Source organism: Pedobacter anseongensis (assembly GCF_037482965.1).
GTDB classification, from domain to species: Bacteria; Bacteroidota; Bacteroidia; order Sphingobacteriales; family Sphingobacteriaceae; genus Pedobacter; species Pedobacter anseongensis.
Map to the genome: position 1 here is coordinate 238113 of NZ_JBBHKB010000003.1, position 17216 is coordinate 255328.

Annotated in this window: 12 protein-coding genes and 1 tRNA gene; 5 read left to right on the plus strand and 8 right to left on the minus strand. The window is 39.2% G+C overall.

Annotation, left to right across the window (positions count from 1 at the left end; translation table 11 throughout):
- Positions 1-134 precede the first annotated feature (134 nt).
- Positions 135-983, minus strand: a complete 849-nt coding sequence (locus tag WG904_RS11835) for an NAD(P)-dependent oxidoreductase (protein WP_339579530.1) — start codon at positions 981-983, stop codon at positions 135-137.
- Positions 984-1122: 139 nt separating this feature from the next.
- Positions 1123-1821 carry a DUF1826 domain-containing protein gene (locus WG904_RS11840; protein WP_339579531.1) on the minus strand — a complete coding sequence of 233 codons (699 nt, stop codon included), beginning with the start codon at positions 1819-1821 and terminating at the stop codon, positions 1123-1125.
- Positions 1822-1951: 130 nt separating this feature from the next.
- Between WG904_RS11840 and WG904_RS11845 the strand changes: the two genes are divergently transcribed.
- The gene (locus tag WG904_RS11845) at positions 1952-2647 is read left to right on the plus strand and encodes a DUF421 domain-containing protein (protein WP_339579532.1); all 696 of its coding nucleotides are present in this window, start codon (positions 1952-1954) and stop codon (positions 2645-2647) included.
- Between the two features lie 262 nt (positions 2648-2909).
- Positions 2910-4181, plus strand: a complete 1272-nt coding sequence (locus tag WG904_RS11850) for an NRAMP family divalent metal transporter (protein ID WP_339579533.1) — start codon at positions 2910-2912, stop codon at positions 4179-4181.
- 44 nt (positions 4182-4225) lie between these two features.
- On the opposite strand, the gene WG904_RS11855 is transcribed toward WG904_RS11850, so the two are convergent.
- Together WG904_RS11855 and WG904_RS11860 are read right to left on the minus strand one after the other, a co-directional pair.
- Positions 4226-4984, minus strand: coding sequence for an SDR family NAD(P)-dependent oxidoreductase (locus tag WG904_RS11855; RefSeq protein ID WP_339579534.1), 759 nt, complete (start codon positions 4982-4984; stop codon positions 4226-4228).
- 86 nt (positions 4985-5070) lie between these two features.
- Positions 5071-6012, minus strand: a complete 942-nt coding sequence (locus WG904_RS11860; protein WP_339579535.1) for a helix-turn-helix domain-containing protein — start codon at positions 6010-6012, stop codon at positions 5071-5073.
- 153 nt (positions 6013-6165) lie between these two features.
- Between WG904_RS11860 and WG904_RS11865 the strand changes: the two genes are divergently transcribed.
- Together WG904_RS11865 and WG904_RS11870 are read left to right on the plus strand one after the other, a co-directional pair.
- A complete protein-coding gene (locus WG904_RS11865) occupies positions 6166-8001 on the plus strand; it encodes an ABC transporter ATP-binding protein (protein ID WP_339579536.1) in 1836 nt (611 codons plus the stop codon).
- A gap of 92 nt (positions 8002-8093) precedes the next feature.
- Positions 8094-9725 (plus strand): alpha-amylase family protein, encoded by a 1632-nt coding sequence (locus WG904_RS11870; RefSeq protein WP_339579537.1) that lies wholly within the window; start codon positions 8094-8096, stop codon positions 9723-9725.
- Between the two features lie 470 nt (positions 9726-10195).
- Here WG904_RS11870 and WG904_RS11875 read toward each other — a convergent pair.
- Positions 10196-10269: transfer RNA gene (locus WG904_RS11875), tRNA-Arg, on the minus strand.
- Between the two features lie 402 nt (positions 10270-10671).
- Here WG904_RS11875 and WG904_RS11880 point away from each other — a divergent pair.
- Positions 10672-12444, plus strand: coding sequence for a hypothetical protein (locus WG904_RS11880; RefSeq protein ID WP_339579538.1), 1773 nt, complete (start codon positions 10672-10674; stop codon positions 12442-12444).
- A 2-nt stretch (positions 12445-12446) separates the two neighbouring features.
- Here the strand turns inward: WG904_RS11880 and uxuA are convergent, their stop codons facing one another.
- From uxuA to WG904_RS11895, 3 genes are all read right to left on the minus strand, one after another.
- Positions 12447-13610 (minus strand): mannonate dehydratase, encoded by a 1164-nt coding sequence (uxuA, locus tag WG904_RS11885; protein ID WP_339579539.1) that lies wholly within the window; start codon positions 13608-13610, stop codon positions 12447-12449.
- A gap of 161 nt (positions 13611-13771) precedes the next feature.
- Positions 13772-15991 carry a beta-glucosidase BglX gene (gene bglX / locus WG904_RS11890; protein ID WP_339579540.1) on the minus strand — a complete coding sequence of 740 codons (2220 nt, stop codon included), beginning with the start codon at positions 15989-15991 and terminating at the stop codon, positions 13772-13774.
- Positions 15992-16103: 112 nt separating this feature from the next.
- Positions 16104-17174 (minus strand): endo-1,4-beta-xylanase, encoded by a 1071-nt coding sequence (locus tag WG904_RS11895; protein WP_339579541.1) that lies wholly within the window; start codon positions 17172-17174, stop codon positions 16104-16106.
- Positions 17175-17216 lie beyond the last annotated feature (42 nt).

The window sequence follows — 17216 nt, forward strand, 5'->3', positions numbered from 1 at the left end:
AATGCAACAGCTTCGTAAGAAACGGCATTATATTGGAAGCTAGTTCTCCATCATCTGCGACAAGAAGCAGCTTCCCATCTGCAATAAATACTCCTTATCTATTGCAGCAACGACTAGAACTCTTGTTTTTCATCTTAAAGATTGTTCTTCGAAATTACGCTCCAATCGTCTGCACCATGCCCTTTTTCAATCCAATTATCCATCTCTGCAGCTACGGCTGGCAATACCGTTAACTTCACTCCTTTTTCATTTGCAGCGTTCATCATTAATCCTGCATCTTTACGTGCCATATCTAATTCCCACGATGGGTGGCTGAAATCGCCAGCCCGTAACTTTTCTAATCGTGCAGGAGCACCTGCGCCTGGATTCCACGAGCCAAAAAGTGCAGAAATATCTGCCGAATCAATACGAAGTGCTTTGGCCAGTGCAAGGGCATCGGATAAGCCGGCTGTCATTGCAATTAGAAAAAGGTTGCCTACCAATTTTATACCAGCTGCTTTTCCCTCTTCCTCGCCAAAATTAATCAACTTGCCTGTCATCTTCGAAAGTTCGGCCTCCACTTTTTTAATCACTTCTTGATCGCCAGAAACCAGCATATTGCCACTACTTTCTAAGGCATTTGGTGGCCCCATAAATACGGGTGCGTGTAAATACGTAAATCCTTTAGCTTTCCAGGTTGCAGTTCTTTCCACTGCTCCATTTGCAGAAGTGGTAGTGTGGTCTATTATTGTTACTCCGGGCTCAAACCCTGGGCTTGCAGCAGTCAATACTTCATTTACGGCAGCATCGTCTTTTAAAGTGAGGTGTATAACTGCTGCACCTCTTACCGCATCAATTATATTATCGAATGATTTTGCCCCATCGCTTTCGAGCGCCTTTGCTTTCGATGCAGTTCTGTTCCATACTTGAACCTGATCTCCTCTACGGAGCATTGCTTTCACAAAATTTGCGCCTAAAAGGCCTGTTCCCAAAAATGCTTTCATAAAATGTTATTATTATAGTAAAGATATGGACTTTTTATTAGCTCCTCAAGGTTTCGAATCGGCATTTTTTAAAAACATCGTTAATTGATCAATTAGTTATTCATCGCATGAATTTTCTGTTCGAATAATGTTCACATGATCAACAGATCAAAAGCAACCTATACTCGCCATTGTTTTCTATAGGTGCTCTATGAACACAAGGCAAAGCCTGTTGTTCAGGATGATCTACTGCCAATTTCCACAGATGGCCTAAACCTAAATTTAAAGGATTAGCATTGGGTTTGGGTTGATAATGCAAATCGAAAAAACATGCTGTTAGAAAATCCTCAAATTCTGTTTCTGGCCCACCGTATACGTGTTGAAGTTTTTGTCGAATTTCTGGAATTAAAATTTTCTGGTCGACCTGGCTATTCGGTATGATATCACTTGCAGCTCCAAAATACGTACATAAAAAAGTGTCGGCAGCAATAGGACAACGATCTACATGGTAAGAATATACATCTGTTGAAATGAAATCGAATTCTTGATCTCGTTCATAACTTTTGAGTAAATTGAGCACCGGCGATGCTCCCAAATTTACCAATACCTTTAGATCATTTAGGATACAATCTCTTGCTACATTACCTTCGGGCGATAAGGACAACGATAAAAGTTCTTCAATTGAAATATCAGTAACATTTTCTTTTAATTGAAGCTTAGCTACAACTTCACTGAAATCGCCAGCTAAATTTCTGTGCCAACAAATTGCGTTCATTGCCCCCTGAAATCTTGTATGAATGAGTTCATCAAATGTTGAAACGACTTTAACTTGTGCGCTATCGGAGAAATTGTTATTCATAATTTGTAGAACAATTTAGTCAATCCCTTTAAAATAGACAAATGGTTAAATAATTCCAACTTAACTATCCCCACTCAAACAAATAAGCACTAATTGAGTTTATTAATCAGTTTTAAACAAATTTCAATTGATGATACTAGCAATAGACTGGAGTAAATTTTTTATGGGTGAAGAAGATTGGGAGTTTCTTTTCGAAATCGGTCTCCGCACCTTTATTATGTACTTGATTATACTTTTCGGGTTGCGCTTATTGGGTAAACGCGGAGTTAAACAACTTTCTATTTTTGAATTGGTAGTAATTATCTCACTTGGTTCTGCCGCGGGCGACCCAATGTTTTATAAAGAAGTGGGATTAACCGTTCCGGTGGTTATTTTTGCTATAATTGTTGGCTGTTACAGGCTAACCACCTATCTTACGGCTAAAAGTACTAAAATCGATGATTTAGTTGAAGGAAAGGCTACCTATTTGATAGAAGATGGTGAGTTTTCAATTAAGAATTTTGGTAAAGAGACATTGGCACATGATGAATTTTTCTCTGAATTAAGGCAACAAGGCATTTCACATCTGGGGCAAATTTCGACGGCCATACTTGAAACATCTGGTAACATTAGCGTCTTTTTTGCACCAGACGAAAAGGTTAAATACGGCCTACCCATTTTGCCTGCCATATTTGAATCAGGCGAATGTGAGATTAAAACTGGGGGAAAATATGCCTGCTGTTTTTGTGGCAATGTAGAACAACTCAGCAAAAGACAGAACCATACGTGCAAAAAGTGTAGGCACGAACAGTGGGTAAAAGCCATTAATTCCATCAGAATAACGTAATTGGGCGTAGAAAACAGCAGCCCACTCTTCCCAGGCGCATCAGCTTGAAATATGGCTACAGATTGAACACCTAAAAGGAGGTTCGTCGTACAAGACAAATTAATTACTTTAAGACAGGGAAATTTGAACGCCGTTGAACAGCGTAATTCTGATTAAAATCACCTACAGTAATGTCTAGAATCACTTTAGCTTTAACTTCATTAACTAGTTTTGAATGGGTAGAATATAAGAGCAGGCTTGGCCTGTATAACATGTGAATCAAATGCAGCGCAACATAAAAATCAGACGTGGCTTGTTAAGTAGCTGGAAAAAATTTGGCCCTGGACTGGTTACGGGCGCGAGTGATGATGATCCCTCTGGGATAGCAACTTATTCACAAGCAGGAGCCGCATACGGGCTTTCGACACTTTGGACAGCTATATTAGCCTTTCCATTAATGGCCGCTATCCAGCAAATGTGCGCAAGAATCGGACTTGTGACCTCCCAGGGGCTAACGGGTACACTCAAAAAGCACTACTCGAGGCCTATCCTTTACCTTATGTTGTTGTTCAGTTTTCCTGCAATTGTAATGAACATCGGCGCCGACATCGCTGCCATGGGGGCCGTGGGCAATCTATTGTTCCCCGCTATAGATCCGAACTATTTCAGTGTAGTCTTTACCATCATCTTGTTAGGACTGATCATCTATCTTCCCTATCAGAAAATTGCAGCGGTGCTGAAGTATCTTTGCGTGGTGATGCTCGTATATTTCGCCGTTCCTTTTTTATATAAACAAGACTTGATTGCAATTCTGAAGGCTACTTTCATGCCTACTATCAAACTGGACAAGGGCTTTATAGCAATGCTTGTGGGAATACTGGGCACGACGATTTCTCCATATCTTTTCTTCTGGCAGGCCTCTGTAGAGGTAGAAGAAATGAAAACCAGAAAACACCGTATCATGGTCAACAAAAATCTTATCCATGAAATTAACCAAGATGTTGATCTTGGAATGGGGGTATCGGGGCTGGTCATGTATTTTATCATACTTACCACTGGAACAGTACTTTTTAACGGAGGGATCCACCAGATCGATACTGTAGAACAGGCAGCAGCCGCACTCAAACCCCTAGCGGGAAACCTTGCCTATCTTCTTTTTGCTATAGGAGTGATCGGTACCGGGCTAATCGCAATTCCAGTTCTGAGCGGATCGATTTCCTATATTATTACCGAAACGTTCGGATGGCAACAGGGCCTCGACAAAAAATTCCATGAAGCAAAAGCTTTCTATGTTATTATTGCCATTTCGCTTATCATCGGCCTCTCATTGAATTACGTTGGAATAACACCCATTCAATCGTTAATCTACACCGCGATTTTATATGGAGTAACAGCTCCTGTATTGATTGGCATCATCCTGCACATTTCCAATAATAAGAAAATTATGGGCAACAACACCAACACAAGAACAGCAAATTTCCTAGGATTTGTTGCACTCATTACCATGACCGCAGCGGCAGTGGTCCTCCTGTATTTACAGCTGTTTGATAGATAACTAAAAAAACTTCCCTGGTGGGAAGTTTTTTTAGTTTGAATCGATTAAATTCTAAATCCTCCCGAAACCTCTATTCTTTGCGCATTAATCCATTTAGAATCGTCTGAACAAAGGAAAGCCACTACACCTCCGATATCATCTGGCAAACCAACTCTTCCTAAAGCAGTTTGGGAAGAAACTAACTGATTATATTCTGCATTATCGCGAACAGCACCTCCACCGAAATCTGTTTCAATTGCACCCGGAGCTATCGAATTCACTCTAATTTTTCTGCTTCCCAATTCTACAGCCTGGTATCTGGATAATGAATCTATCGCTGCTTTCATCGCTCCATAAGCAGAATATCCTGCAAATGAAAATCTTGCCAAACCAGAAGACGTATTCACCACGCTACTCCCGTCATTCAATAAGGGTAATAATTTTTGAGTTAAGAAGTAAGGTCCTTTGAAGTGAATATTTGTCATAGCATCCAGAACTTCTTCTGTTGTGTTTTCGAAACTCTGATTGATGCCGATACCCGCATTATTAACCAAAGCATCTATTTTTGCAGTAGAGAATTGAGTATCTAAAATATTTTTCACTACACTTACAAAGTGATCAAAACCTGTTGTTGAAGCAATATCCAAAGGCAATGCAAATGCTTTTTGTCCGATGCGTTCAATTTCTTTTACGACCTCATCTGCTGCTTCCTTTTTCGTTTGATAAGTAAGAATGATATCAAATCCTTTTTTTGCCAATGCGATTACTGAATCTTTACCTAATCCACGGCTTGCGCCAGTTACCAGTGCTATTTTATTTGCCATTTTTTCTATTGTTTAAATTAATAGTACAAAGTTGACCAATAAAAGCAATACAGTATTTGCAGAAATCAAATGGAAATTTGTAAAAATCAAACAATTAAAAACTCCCTAAAATGTTGTGGCGATTGCTTGCCGTATTTTTTGAAGAAATTAGAGAAATGAGCAACTTCTTCAAAGCCTAACGTAAAGGCGATTTCCGAAATATTCCATTGCGTTTGGGTAAGAAGCATTTTAGCTTCCTGAAAAATTCGGCTACCAATAATTTCACCTGTCGTTTTTCCAGTTGTATCTTTCAATACTCTATTGAGATGATTAACATGAACACCCAAAATTCCAGCAAAATCTGCAGGTGTTTTCAACTGCAAAAGGTGGCTAATGTTCTCAATAGGGAATTGTCTTTCTAATAGTTCAATAAATAGTGTAGTGGTTCGAGAAGCAGCCGTTTTATTAATTTCAGTGGGGATAATTGGCTTTAATTTCTGTCCAAAATGAACCAATTCCATTAAATAGTTTCGTAGCAAATCATATTTATACACATAATCTGATTTGATTTCCGCATGCATTTTTAGGAAAACTGATTCAAAGATCTGATACTGTTCTGTGGAGATTTGATAAACAAAATCACTATTCGGCGAGAAAACCGGGAGATTATCGATTTCCAGTCCAATTTTAGCCGTGGGTAAAAAATCTTTTGTAAAGACACAGAAATGGCCAGATTGTTCTGTACAAAGATGCGTGTAATTGTACGGGATTTTTGGAGAAGCAAACAAAACGGCACAGTCATCAATCTCAATTGTTTTGTCAGCGTATTCCACTTTGTTCTTACCATTAATCAGACTTATTTTGTAATAAGTTCTCCTATTGTAAGGCATTCCTGTTTTAGACGTGCAAGTTTTTGAGATTTCCGAAATATCAAAAATATTGAAATGGCCAACGTCTTTATGTATATTATCATTAAGAAATTGATTGATATCAGGACAGCTTTCTCCCAAAATATCCTTATAAAAATCTTTGATGGTTATAGAATTCATTTTGTTGTAAAAATCAAATATAGTGATTTGAAACGAATTTTTAAAAATTGCATTCCCACATTATCATTACACCATCGTTCTCAACTCCCCCCTATTTTTACAAAAAAATAGAAAAAACACCCTCAATAAATTAGATTTGCTGTGTACAGGTTTATGGCAAAGAAAATAAATACAATACCCATTGAAAACATTACGTTTAAGGAACGATTATCATCCTTAAGGAATTTGCCAAGTCTATTTAAACTGGTTTGGCAAAGCAGTCCAAGTAAAACCATCATTAGTTTTACACTTAGGATATTACGTTCTGCGATGCCTGTTGCATTGCTTTATGTTGGAAAACTGATTATCGACGAAGTTGTGGCATTGAACACCAGCTCTCTAGGAGGAAATATGGACAGGCTTTGGGAATTGGTAGGGCTTCAGTTCTTTTTGGCGATCATGAACGATGCTCTTAGCAGGATGATTAACCTGACTGATAGTCTTTTGGGCGATCAATTTTCAAATTATACCTCCATTAAAATAATGGAGCACGCTGCTACACTTGACCTAGATCAGTTTGAAGATTCTGTATTTTATGATAAATTGGAACGGGCAAGACAACAGACTGTTGGTAGAAGTGTGATGCTTTCGCAAGTGATGAGCCAAATACAAGATTTAATCTCAATGGCCTTTCTGTTGACAGGATTAATTGCTTTTAACCCATGGTTGATTCTTTTGTTGGTTCTTGCTATTATTCCTTCATTCCTGGGTGAATCGTATTTTAATAGCAAGAATTATGCGTTGTCCCGTAGTCAGACTCCAGAACGTAGGGAACTTGACTATGTTCGCTACTTGGGTGCTAGCGACGAAACTGCAAAGGAAGTGAAGATTTTTGGTCTTTCCGATTTCATAATCAACAGGTTTAAAACCTTGTCGGATAAATTTTATAAGGATAATACCAAATTGGCCACGCGTAGATCAGTTTGGGGCACATTTTTTTCCATCTTAGGAACCATTGGCTATTATGCAGCATACGGATTTATTGTTTACGAAACGGTTACTGGAAAATCAACGGTTGGCAACCTTACCTTTTTGGCGGGTTCATTTCGTCAACTTAGTGGTTTAATGGAAACTATGCTTTCTAGATTTACGATGGTTTCTCAAGGTGCTATTTATCTGCAAGATTTCATTGATTTTTTTCAAATAAAGCCAAAAATTACTAAATCTAAAGATGCCCTTCCTTTCCCAAATCCTATAAAATCAGGTTTTGTATTCGAAAATGTAGGATTCCAATACCACAATAGCGATAGGTGGGCGAACAGGAATTTAAGTTTTGAACTAAAACCTGGAGAGAAGTTGGCTCTTGTGGGCGAGAATGGTGCAGGCAAAACTACTTTGGTAAAACTTCTTGCCCGATTGTATGACCCATGCGAGGGTCGTATTTTATTAGACGGAAAGGATTTAAAATGTTATGATTTGGATGACCTCAGGCATAATCTCGGCATCATTTTCCAAGATTACATCCGGTACCAGATGACTTTTTATCAAAACATAGCTGTCGGCAATATTAAGGAAATTGAGAATGAGCAACTGGTTAAAGCTGCGGCTGAACTAAGTTTGGCAGATGAGCTTGCCCAAAAATTACCAGGTGCGTATCAGCAATGGTTGGGCAGAAAATTTAATGATGGAATTGAGCTTTCTGGTGGCGAATGGCAAAAAGTTGCCTTGGCTAGAGCGTATATGAAAGATGCTCAAGTGTTGATTTTAGATGAGCCCACTTCTGCACTTGATGCCAGAGCAGAGTATGAGGTTTTTCAACGTTTTGCACAACTTACCACTGGAAAATCTGCTGTTTTAATTTCGCATCGATTCTCTACCGCAAGATTAGCTGATAGAATTTTAGTTTTAGAAAAGGGAACACTGTTGGAATCGGGAACCCATGAGCAACTTTTGAAAGCTGGTGGAAAATACGCGGAGCTATTTAATCTACAGGCAAGCGGTTATAAATAGCAAATAGCTTCTTTTAACTTTTTGCTCAGTCTGTCTGAAGAAATACCCGTTCTAATTTGCTATTTTTATGCTCCTAAACCAACCCTGATAAGATGTTAAGACGACAATTTGTTACGCTCGCTGTCACTAGCTTTGCTTCGGCAATCTTCACTAAAATTACCTATGCCAACCCACAAGGTCATTCCCTTATCCATTATCCTGATGAAGCCTGGGCTAAAGTAGATAATAAATGGATTAAAATGAAAAGCGCCAATGGTGCTTTTACCTATCACGACATTCTAACCACGTTAAAGACCAAAAGCAAAACACAGGAAGTGTACATCGAATCAATTTCAACAGCTCTTCAAGGGATAAAGATGGTATGGACCTACCCAACCCCTTCCAAGGCCAAAGTATTGGGCGACCATTGGGAAAGGTCTTACGGAGATCTAGGATGGAAAACTCCTGAAAACGAAGTTAAAAACCCATGGTATATCTTACTCAATGATGATCTTCAGACTGCCTGTTTTGGCGTTAAAACCGGAGCGAACACCCTATGCTGGTGGACAGTTAAGAACGGTGCACTCGAACTAACCATGGATACACACTCAGGTGGATCAGGCGTAAAACTCAATGGCCGTAAACTGCATGCAGCTAGCATCATAACCATGATGAGCGCACCTTTAGAAAGACCATACGCCACAGCCACACATTTTTGCAGACAAATGTGCGATAAGCCGATCTTACCAAAAATGCCAGTGTATGGCATTAACGACTGGTATGTTGCCTATGGTAATAATTCAGCAAAATCGATTATCGAGCAAACCTCCTATATGAGCGATTTTGCCAGCGACAGCCCCAACAGACCATTTTCAGTAATTGATGACGGCTGGCAAGTGGCTGACGATTTTGCAACCGCAAATGCTAAGTTTAAAGATATGCACAAAGTAGCCGATGAGATCAAAAAATGCAACATGAGACCCGGTTTGTGGACCAGGCCCTTAATCGCAAAGCAAACCGATCCTATCACTAGGTTAGCCCCTAAAATTGCCGGGAGAAATGACCCAAATGAATTGATCCTTGACCCCACCATCCCAGAGAACCTTGAACGAATCAGGTTCAACATGTCAACCTATAGAGCCTGGGGCTATGAAATGGTAAAACATGATTACAGCACCTATGACATTTTTGGAAAATGGGGGTTTAGGATGAAAGAGGAATTTACACAAGCTGGATGGAAATTTTATGATCAAAGCAAAACAAACGCAGAAATTATAAATGAGCTCTATGCAACCATCAAAGGCTCAGCAGGGAATATGTATATCATCGGCTGTAATACCATTAGCCATCTTTCGGCAGGGGTTTTCCAACTCAATAGAATTGGCGATGATACCAGTGGAAAGGAATGGGCCAGGACCAAGAAAATGGGCGTAAATACCTTGGGTTTTCGCCTTCCCCAACACAACACCTTCTATGCCGCAGATGGTGATTGCGTAGGGCTTACCAAAGATGTTCCCTGGGAAAAAAACCAACAATGGATGCAACTGCTTGCCGAAAGTGGAAGCCCCCTATTTGTTTCTGCACAGCTTAGCTTCTTAAGGGAAGCTCAAAAAACAGCAATTAAACTCGCTTTCAAACAGGCAGCAAAAGTGCAACCTACCGGCGAACCCTTAGACTGGATGGTAAATTCATGGCCAACAAAGTGGAAGTTAAATGGAAGGGTAGTAGATTTTGACTGGGATTAGTTCACAAGTTTATCAGCAGTTGCAGACCAAAAGATAAGCATGTAACGAAAAATCTAATTTAAGACATCAGACGACTGCTAAAATAAGAAAAGCTAGAATAATATCAGATAAAACCATCAACAAAACCTTAATTGCTGAAGAAATCCAATTCTTAACTTTACTTGCTCAATTATTGATTAAAGTTATTAATTTAAGTCCTGAGAAGCGAACAATGGTAAAAATCCAAAGAAAACTCGATGTAAAATTATCCAAAACCCTAACAAAATAATGCAAATATTATAATGTCTTTATTATTAACACTTTAAGACAAAAAGAAATTAAAATCACAGAAATTTAACAAATCCTAATTATTTGAAAATCAAATAATTAAAAGTGTTCAAAAATCGTACTACGGAGTAAAATCCCGATTTTTAGTTAAATTAAAAAGCCATAACTTATTGATATTCAATTAGTTATGGCTTAAAAATACGTACACCCAATAGGATTCGAACCTATGACCTACGGTTTAGAAAACCGGTGCTCTATCCAGCTGAGCTATGGATGCATATCAAAATAAAAATGATCATAAATGACCATTTCTTGTTGACGACGCAAAGATATAACTTCTGATGAAATATTTTAAGTATTTTTTTGAAAAATATTTATGCAAGAGTAGCAAATTAAAAAACTAATTTATTAACTAAAAAGAAAATTTATTAATCATAAAACATAATAACTCATGCTAATGTAATAAGAATTAACTTAAGGTCTTAAGCATTCAAAATCAAGAAATTAAAAATCATTAATTACCACACAAAATTGCTCTAATCAAAAAATCACGGTTCAATAAATTAGTTTTTTCTATCGAAAAAGCTGTATTTTTGCTTATTATTACTATTAATTAGCATCTTTTTTTTGTAAGACAAATAGCGCTTTCTATTATTTCTAATTATTTCGGTTCCCCATCATGAAAAAAGCTGCCTATTTAAGATTTTGCTTACTGTTTTTAATCCTATCCCTTTCAAATTGTAAAGATCCTTCTGCAGGAGTAGAAATAAACGTAAATACAACTAGCCTATTTAAATCTCCATTTTTAGTACGTTTCGAAAATGCAAATCCAAATTCAGGTAATAAAATTGGAGATTTTGCTATTACCATTACAGGAAAAGACGCTGCTTTTGTGCAAATGGGCACAGGAGGCACTAACTTTAAAGTTTCTCAAGGAATAATTCCCCTAGCCTTAACCGCCAAGGCTAAACCAACACCCTCAAACCCCATTAACTTTACCATTAATGCAGAAATTCCAGGATACGAGACCATTGCCAAAAATATTGTAGTTACTAACGATTCGTCGTTGGTATTTGTAATCCCTGCTTTCGATTTTACCACCAAGGTTAGTGGCACTTCGGTAATAAATTCAGAAACTATTTTAAAGAATGGCATAACCACAGAAGCCATTACCATCACTACCACAACTACACCTCTGCTAAGCGAAAAAGTAACCATCACCATACCTATGGGTACCGAAATGCGAAATGGCAGCAATAAATTAATTGATGCGGATGCGCTTAGATCGACAGTTACTTTTTATGGCACTTCTCCTTCTTCTTTAAAAGCTGCCTTTCCTCAAGGAATAAACACCTTAAACGCCTACAACAGCAGCGGCAACATTATCCCATACGGAATAACTTACGTACCTGCGGGGGTTCTAAAACTAGATATGTTTGCAGGCCCAAGCCAAGTAGCTTATTTTTCGAAACCTGTAGAAATAAGCCAAGAACTGCCCAATGGATTAATCAATTATGAAACTAAAGCTCCAGTAAAAGTTGGAGAAACGATACCTCTGTGGATTTCTTACAGTCCATCTGGGAGATATCAAACTCAAAACACCCCCGCTACAATTGTGGCTGGTACCGGAGGCAAATTGATCGCAAAATACACGGTTTCTAACACTGCCATCGAAAATTTATCTTGGGGGTATTCGACCATCCCACAACCTTTAAATCGTTCATTAGTTGTTAACTTTAACCCTATCGTTAGCCCATTTACAGGCGGATATTCTATTCATGCCCTTACCACAAAAGACATTTATTTATTTTACATCAGTAATTATCAAGCGCAGACTAACTTATTTCAACAAGGGGCATTAGTGAATAATACAACAGTATATACCACCATACAAGGTAAATACGGGTATTCATTTCCAACTACGCCAAATGTAAACTCGATGCGACTCTTTATTTACTCCAGTCAAGGGAAGCTGGTGGGCCAAACTCCTTCATTTGACCCAACCACCACTAGCGTTGTGAACGTAGCTATTGATAATACCCCTGTAATTACAACACCTACAGGGCCTACGGGACCGGTTACGCCGCCAAAACCAATAGAATATATTAAAGTGAAGGCAAATTTTATAGGAAAGTGTTCTAATAAAAACATAACCTCTCCAATAAATACTTGGGTTACCATTAATGATAAAACGAATAATTCGTCTACGTATGTCTATGTTAAAAACGGGATTATTGACAATGCAACAAATAGCATTCAACTCATTGTTGACCATGAGTATAATTTAAGCACTACCTATAATGGCGATACCTATGTAAGTAAAATATTCCCGCTTAGCAAAGCTGATCAAGTACTAAACACTGGAGTAGATTATTTTACGGCTTCTCTTCTTTATAATTCATCCTTAAATATCCTAGAATTGGTAGGTAATTTAACTCAGGAATGTAAATAAACCTAGTAATTTCCAGTAATACCCATTTCTAAGCCTCTTAACTCAGCTAAACCACGTAAACGACCAATAGCAGAATAACCCGGATTGGTGACTTTATTTAAATCATCTAACATTTGATGACCGTGATCGGGACGGAAAGGCATTGGCGTACTGCGCTTTGCATTTTCGGCAGTTACTACTTTCATTACTTCGTACATATTTACATCACCACCTAGGTGATCGGCTTCATAAAAATTACCCACTCCATCTTTGGTAACATTGCGCAAATGTAAAAAGTATACGCGTTCTTTTACGGCTTCAAAAATTTCGACTAAATTATTGCTCATCCCCGCACCTAACGACCCTGTGCAATAACAAATGCCATTAAATTCTTGATCTACGCTTCGTAAAATATCCACTAAATCTTCTTTTGTACTCGCAATACGCGGTAAACCCAATATTGAATACGGCGGATCATCGGGGTGTATGGTCATTTTAATACCGTTCTTATTGCAGGTTTCGGCAATGTTCGCTAAAAACCACGCAAGATTTGCTTTTAATCCTTCTCTGCCAATGGCTTTGTATTCGTTGATACTTGCACGTAAGGTTTCGATTTCGATTTCTTTTTCGTTAGGAATTCCCATAAGTACATTTACCCTAAGCTCGTCCAGTTCGGCTGCACTCATGGTGCCAAATTTTAATTCAGCTTTTGCTAAAATATTGGTGTCGTAATCGGCCGCAGCACCTTCTCTTTTAAAGATGAAAAGATCGAAAATAGCTAGATCGATCCAGTTAAAATACAAAGCCTTCGAACCATCGGCCATGGTTAAATCCAATTGCGTACGTGTCCAATCTAACACAGGCATAAAGTTATAGCATATCGTTTTTAACCCGCATGCAGCTAAGTTTCTTAACGAAGTGTTGTAATTTTCAAGATATTTTTCAGCGCCCGGTCTACGCGTTTTAATCGCTTCGTGTACCGGCACACTCTCTACTACCGACCACGTTAATCCCGCTGCCTCGATAATCGCTTTGCGCTCTTGTATATCGGCTAAAGGCCATACCTCACCATGTGGGATATGATGCAGAGCACTTACAATGCCTGTAGCACCAGCTTGTTTCACGTCTTGTAAGCTTACCGGGTCTATCGGACCATACCAGCGCCAAGTTTGTTCGAGTTTGTTCATGTTAATGGGTGTTTGTTTTTTTCGTTGGTTGGGTGTTTTGTGGGTTAGGTGGTTAGACTGGGCGCTTAATCAGACCCAAAAAACTAAAAAACCACTAGGGCTAAGATAGCTTAAAATTAAAATTCCCTGTAGCGGTATTTGAAAAAATAGTTACGTAAACGTTAGCGTAACTCAAAACTCCCTTCCAATTTAACCTTGTCAGACGAACCACCTATCATTACCTTAAAAACTCCGGGTTCGGTAATCCAACCTAATTTTTCTTTATAGAACGATAGTTTCTCGGGGCTTAATTCAAAAGTAATTACTTTACTCTCGCCTGGATTTAATTTCACTTTGGCGAAATCTTTTAATTCTCTTACCGGCCTAACTACCGATGCCACTTTATCTTGCAGGTATAATTGTGCTACTTCTTCTCCAGCTACTTTACCCGTGTTCGTTAACGTAAAACTTAACTTCATGGTCTGTCCTTTTATTACATCAGGTTGAGCCAATTTTAAATCGCTGTAGGCAAAAGATGTATAACTTAAGCCATAGCCAAAAGCAAATCGCGGATCGTTTGGCGAGTCGATATAGGCCGATTTATAACGAATATCGGTAGCTTTAGTTACGGGTCTACCCGTATTATAATGATTATAAAAGATAGGGATTTGACCAACATTACGTGGAAAGCTCATCGGCAATTTGCCCGAGGGATTGTAAGCCCCACTTAGCACATCGGCAATGGCATTACCACCTTGATCGCCTAAAAACCACGCATATACAATCGCATCGGCTTTATCAGCAATGCTATTAAACACTAAAGGCCTACCCGCCATCATAACTACTACCACTGGTTTACCAGTTGCTTTAATAGCATTGAACAATTCTTCTTGCATACCAGGCAAACTGAGATCGGTGCGAGATTTCGACTCTCCAGTCATCTCGCCATTTTCGCCTAGTACCATTACCACTACATCTGCGTTTTTTGCATTGGCAATGGCTGCACCAAAGCCCGCCTTACTGGTATCGGTAATGGAAGTACCTTCCGTATAACTAAATTGCGTGTTACCAAATTTAGCACGCATGCCTTCGCGCACACTCACAATGTTCGCTGTATCGGCGTATACTACCCAGCTACCTGCTTGGTCTCTTTTTGCATTTACGAGCGGACCAATTAACGCAATTCGTTTTGTGCTTTGCTGCAGAGGCAGGAGGTTGGCCGTATTTTTAAGTAAAACAATCGATTTTTGAGCAGCAGCTAATGCTATTTTCTTGTAAGAAGTATCGTGCATTACTTTCGCTTCACGTTTTTCGTCAGAAAATTTATAGGGATCGTCGAACAAGCCTAATTCGAATTTCTTGTACAAAATTCTTCTCACCGCATCATCTACAAACTTCACATTTACCTTACCGCCAATAACTAAACTCTCTAATTCTTTTTTGTAAGCCTCGCTCTCCATATCCATATCGCTGCCCGCCTCGATAGCTAATTTAGCCGATTCGTTTAAATCTTTGGCAAATCCCCAAGGAATCATTTCTTTAATCGATCCCCAATCGCTCACTACAAAACCTTTGTAACCCCATGCACCTTTTAAAATATCGCGCTGTAAATGTGAATTCCCAGTAGCGGGTATTCCGTTTAAGGTATTAAATGAATTCATAAAGGTAGCTACGCCAGCATCGGCCGCAGCCTTAAAAGGTGGTAAGTAGATCTCTTGCAACTGCTGCTCGCTCATATCAACCGGATTGTAATCTCTACCTGCCATAGCAGCACCATATGCTGCAAAATGTTTAGCACAGGCCATAATTGCATCCACCCCACCGAGTTTGTTGCCCTGAAAGCCTAAAACACGTGCCCTTGCGATAGCAGCACCCAAATAGGTATCTTCTCCTGCACCTTCCATTACACGACCCCAACGTGGATCGCGTGCAATATCTACCATTGGCGCAAAGGTCCAATGAATGCCTGAAGCTGCTGCCTCTTCTGCTGCCACACGGGCAGTAGCACGAATAGCCTCCATATCCCACGAAGCCGATTCGGCCAGTGGAATTGGAAATACGGTTTTATAGCCATGAATTACGTCTAAACTAAACAACAATGGAATTTTTAAGCGCGACTGCATCGCTATTCCCTGAATTTCTCGAGTATCTTTGACGCCTTTTACATTTAACATCGAACCAACCCTGCCATTTTTAATGTCGTTAAGCAGGTAATTCTTACGATCGCTTGCCGGCCCTGTTACTTCTCGTCCAGAGTATTGGTTTAGCTGACCTATCTTCTCTTTCAGGGTCATAAGTTTCATTACCGAATCGACACGCTGGTCTATCGTTTTCTTCTGAGCGCTAACGCTTGAGGCTAATCCTAGAGTTAAAATTAGGACAAGGCTGTTTATTGTATTCATATATTGTTTTTTTTTAACACAGCGGGCACCGAGTTTACACAGCGGCCACTGAGTTCATTTTTTACTAATTTTAGGCACGCAATCTCACAACCCGCAACTCTAAATTCCAAACTCACTTTACGCCATCCAATATTCCCTGATAGGCGGCTTTTCTCGTATACATTTTATCAAACGGCAAGGGCCAATCGGGCCTATTATATTCGGCAGGAATCCAGCTATCGGCATCAGTTACATTCCAGGTAGTAATGCCAAATTGTTGTGCCTTTGGAATCTCATAATAGGTTTTCACGATGAATTTATATTTCGCCGACTGCTGATCGGCCATGGTTGAAGTATAGGTTAAATTTCCAATATTATTTGGATTAAGGGCAATATCCAGTTCAGATATATGCACCTTTAAACCCGTAGCAGCTGCTGAAGTAATAGCTGAGGTAATGTTTGCATCACTTTGATTATAACGTGTATGCATTTGTAATCCAATACCATGAATGGGAATGCCTCTACGCTTCAAGTTGTTCACCAAATTTAATATGGCGGCGCGTTTAATAGCACTATATTCGTGTCCGTAATCGTTATAAAATAAGAGTGCATCTGGGTCGGCCTGGTTAGCATATTGAAAGGCTCTTGCGATATAATCGGCACCCAGTTTTTGTACCCAGATGCTATTGCGAAGCGTACCATCATCTTCAAAAGCTTCGTTTACAACATCCCACGAAGCTACCTTTCCTTTAAAGTGACCAACTACTGTCTGAATATGCGTCTTTAATAGATTCTCCCAGGCTTTTGTATCGCCTTGAAAATTGGTTACCCATGAGGGCAACGACTTATACCAGTTTAAGGTATGGCCGTGCATGCGCTTTCCATTGGCCTGTGCCAAGGCCACAATTTCGTCGGCATCAGTAAAGGTAAAAGTATTTTCTAAAGGATGCGTAGCATTAAATTTCATGGCATTTTCGGCCGTGATGCTGCTATATTCTTTAACTACCAACACCTTATATTGTGCATTACTTCTTAACAATGATGCATTTACCGAAGCTCCGAAAGGAAAGGGCATATCTTTTAACGTACCTGCTGTAGTAACAGGTGGGATAACTGGCGGATCGATGGTAGTTTGTTCTTTTTTTGCGCAACCTAATGAGGATGTAATCGAAAGGGCAAAGAATAGGCTTTGGTATAGCTTCATAATTATTTTTTATCGGAAGTTGCCGAATTGGTCCTCATTTTT

Excerpts from the sequence above, each read along its gene's own strand:
- WG904_RS11835 (WP_339579530.1), bottom strand. The coding sequence starts at position 983 with ATGAAAGCATTTTTGGGAACAGGCCTTTTAGGCGCAAATTTTGTGAAA.
- WG904_RS11840 (WP_339579531.1), bottom strand. The coding sequence starts at position 1,821 with ATGAATAACAATTTCTCCGATAGCGCACAAGTTAAAGTCGTTTCAACA.
- WG904_RS11845 (WP_339579532.1), top strand. The coding sequence starts at position 1,952 with ATGATACTAGCAATAGACTGGAGTAAATTTTTTATGGGTGAAGAAGAT.
- WG904_RS11850 (WP_339579533.1), top strand. The coding sequence starts at position 2,910 with ATGCAGCGCAACATAAAAATCAGACGTGGCTTGTTAAGTAGCTGGAAA.
- WG904_RS11855 (WP_339579534.1), bottom strand. The coding sequence starts at position 4,984 with ATGGCAAATAAAATAGCACTGGTAACTGGCGCAAGCCGTGGATTAGGT.
- WG904_RS11860 (WP_339579535.1), bottom strand. The coding sequence starts at position 6,012 with ATGAATTCTATAACCATCAAAGATTTTTATAAGGATATTTTGGGAGAA.
- WG904_RS11865 (WP_339579536.1), top strand. The coding sequence starts at position 6,166 with ATGGCAAAGAAAATAAATACAATACCCATTGAAAACATTACGTTTAAG.
- WG904_RS11870 (WP_339579537.1), top strand. The coding sequence starts at position 8,094 with ATGTTAAGACGACAATTTGTTACGCTCGCTGTCACTAGCTTTGCTTCG.
- WG904_RS11880 (WP_339579538.1), top strand. The coding sequence starts at position 10,672 with ATGAAAAAAGCTGCCTATTTAAGATTTTGCTTACTGTTTTTAATCCTA.
- uxuA (WP_339579539.1), bottom strand. The coding sequence starts at position 13,610 with ATGAACAAACTCGAACAAACTTGGCGCTGGTATGGTCCGATAGACCCG.
- bglX (WP_339579540.1), bottom strand. The coding sequence starts at position 15,991 with ATGAATACAATAAACAGCCTTGTCCTAATTTTAACTCTAGGATTAGCC.
- WG904_RS11895 (WP_339579541.1), bottom strand. The coding sequence starts at position 17,174 with ATGAAGCTATACCAAAGCCTATTCTTTGCCCTTTCGATTACATCCTCA.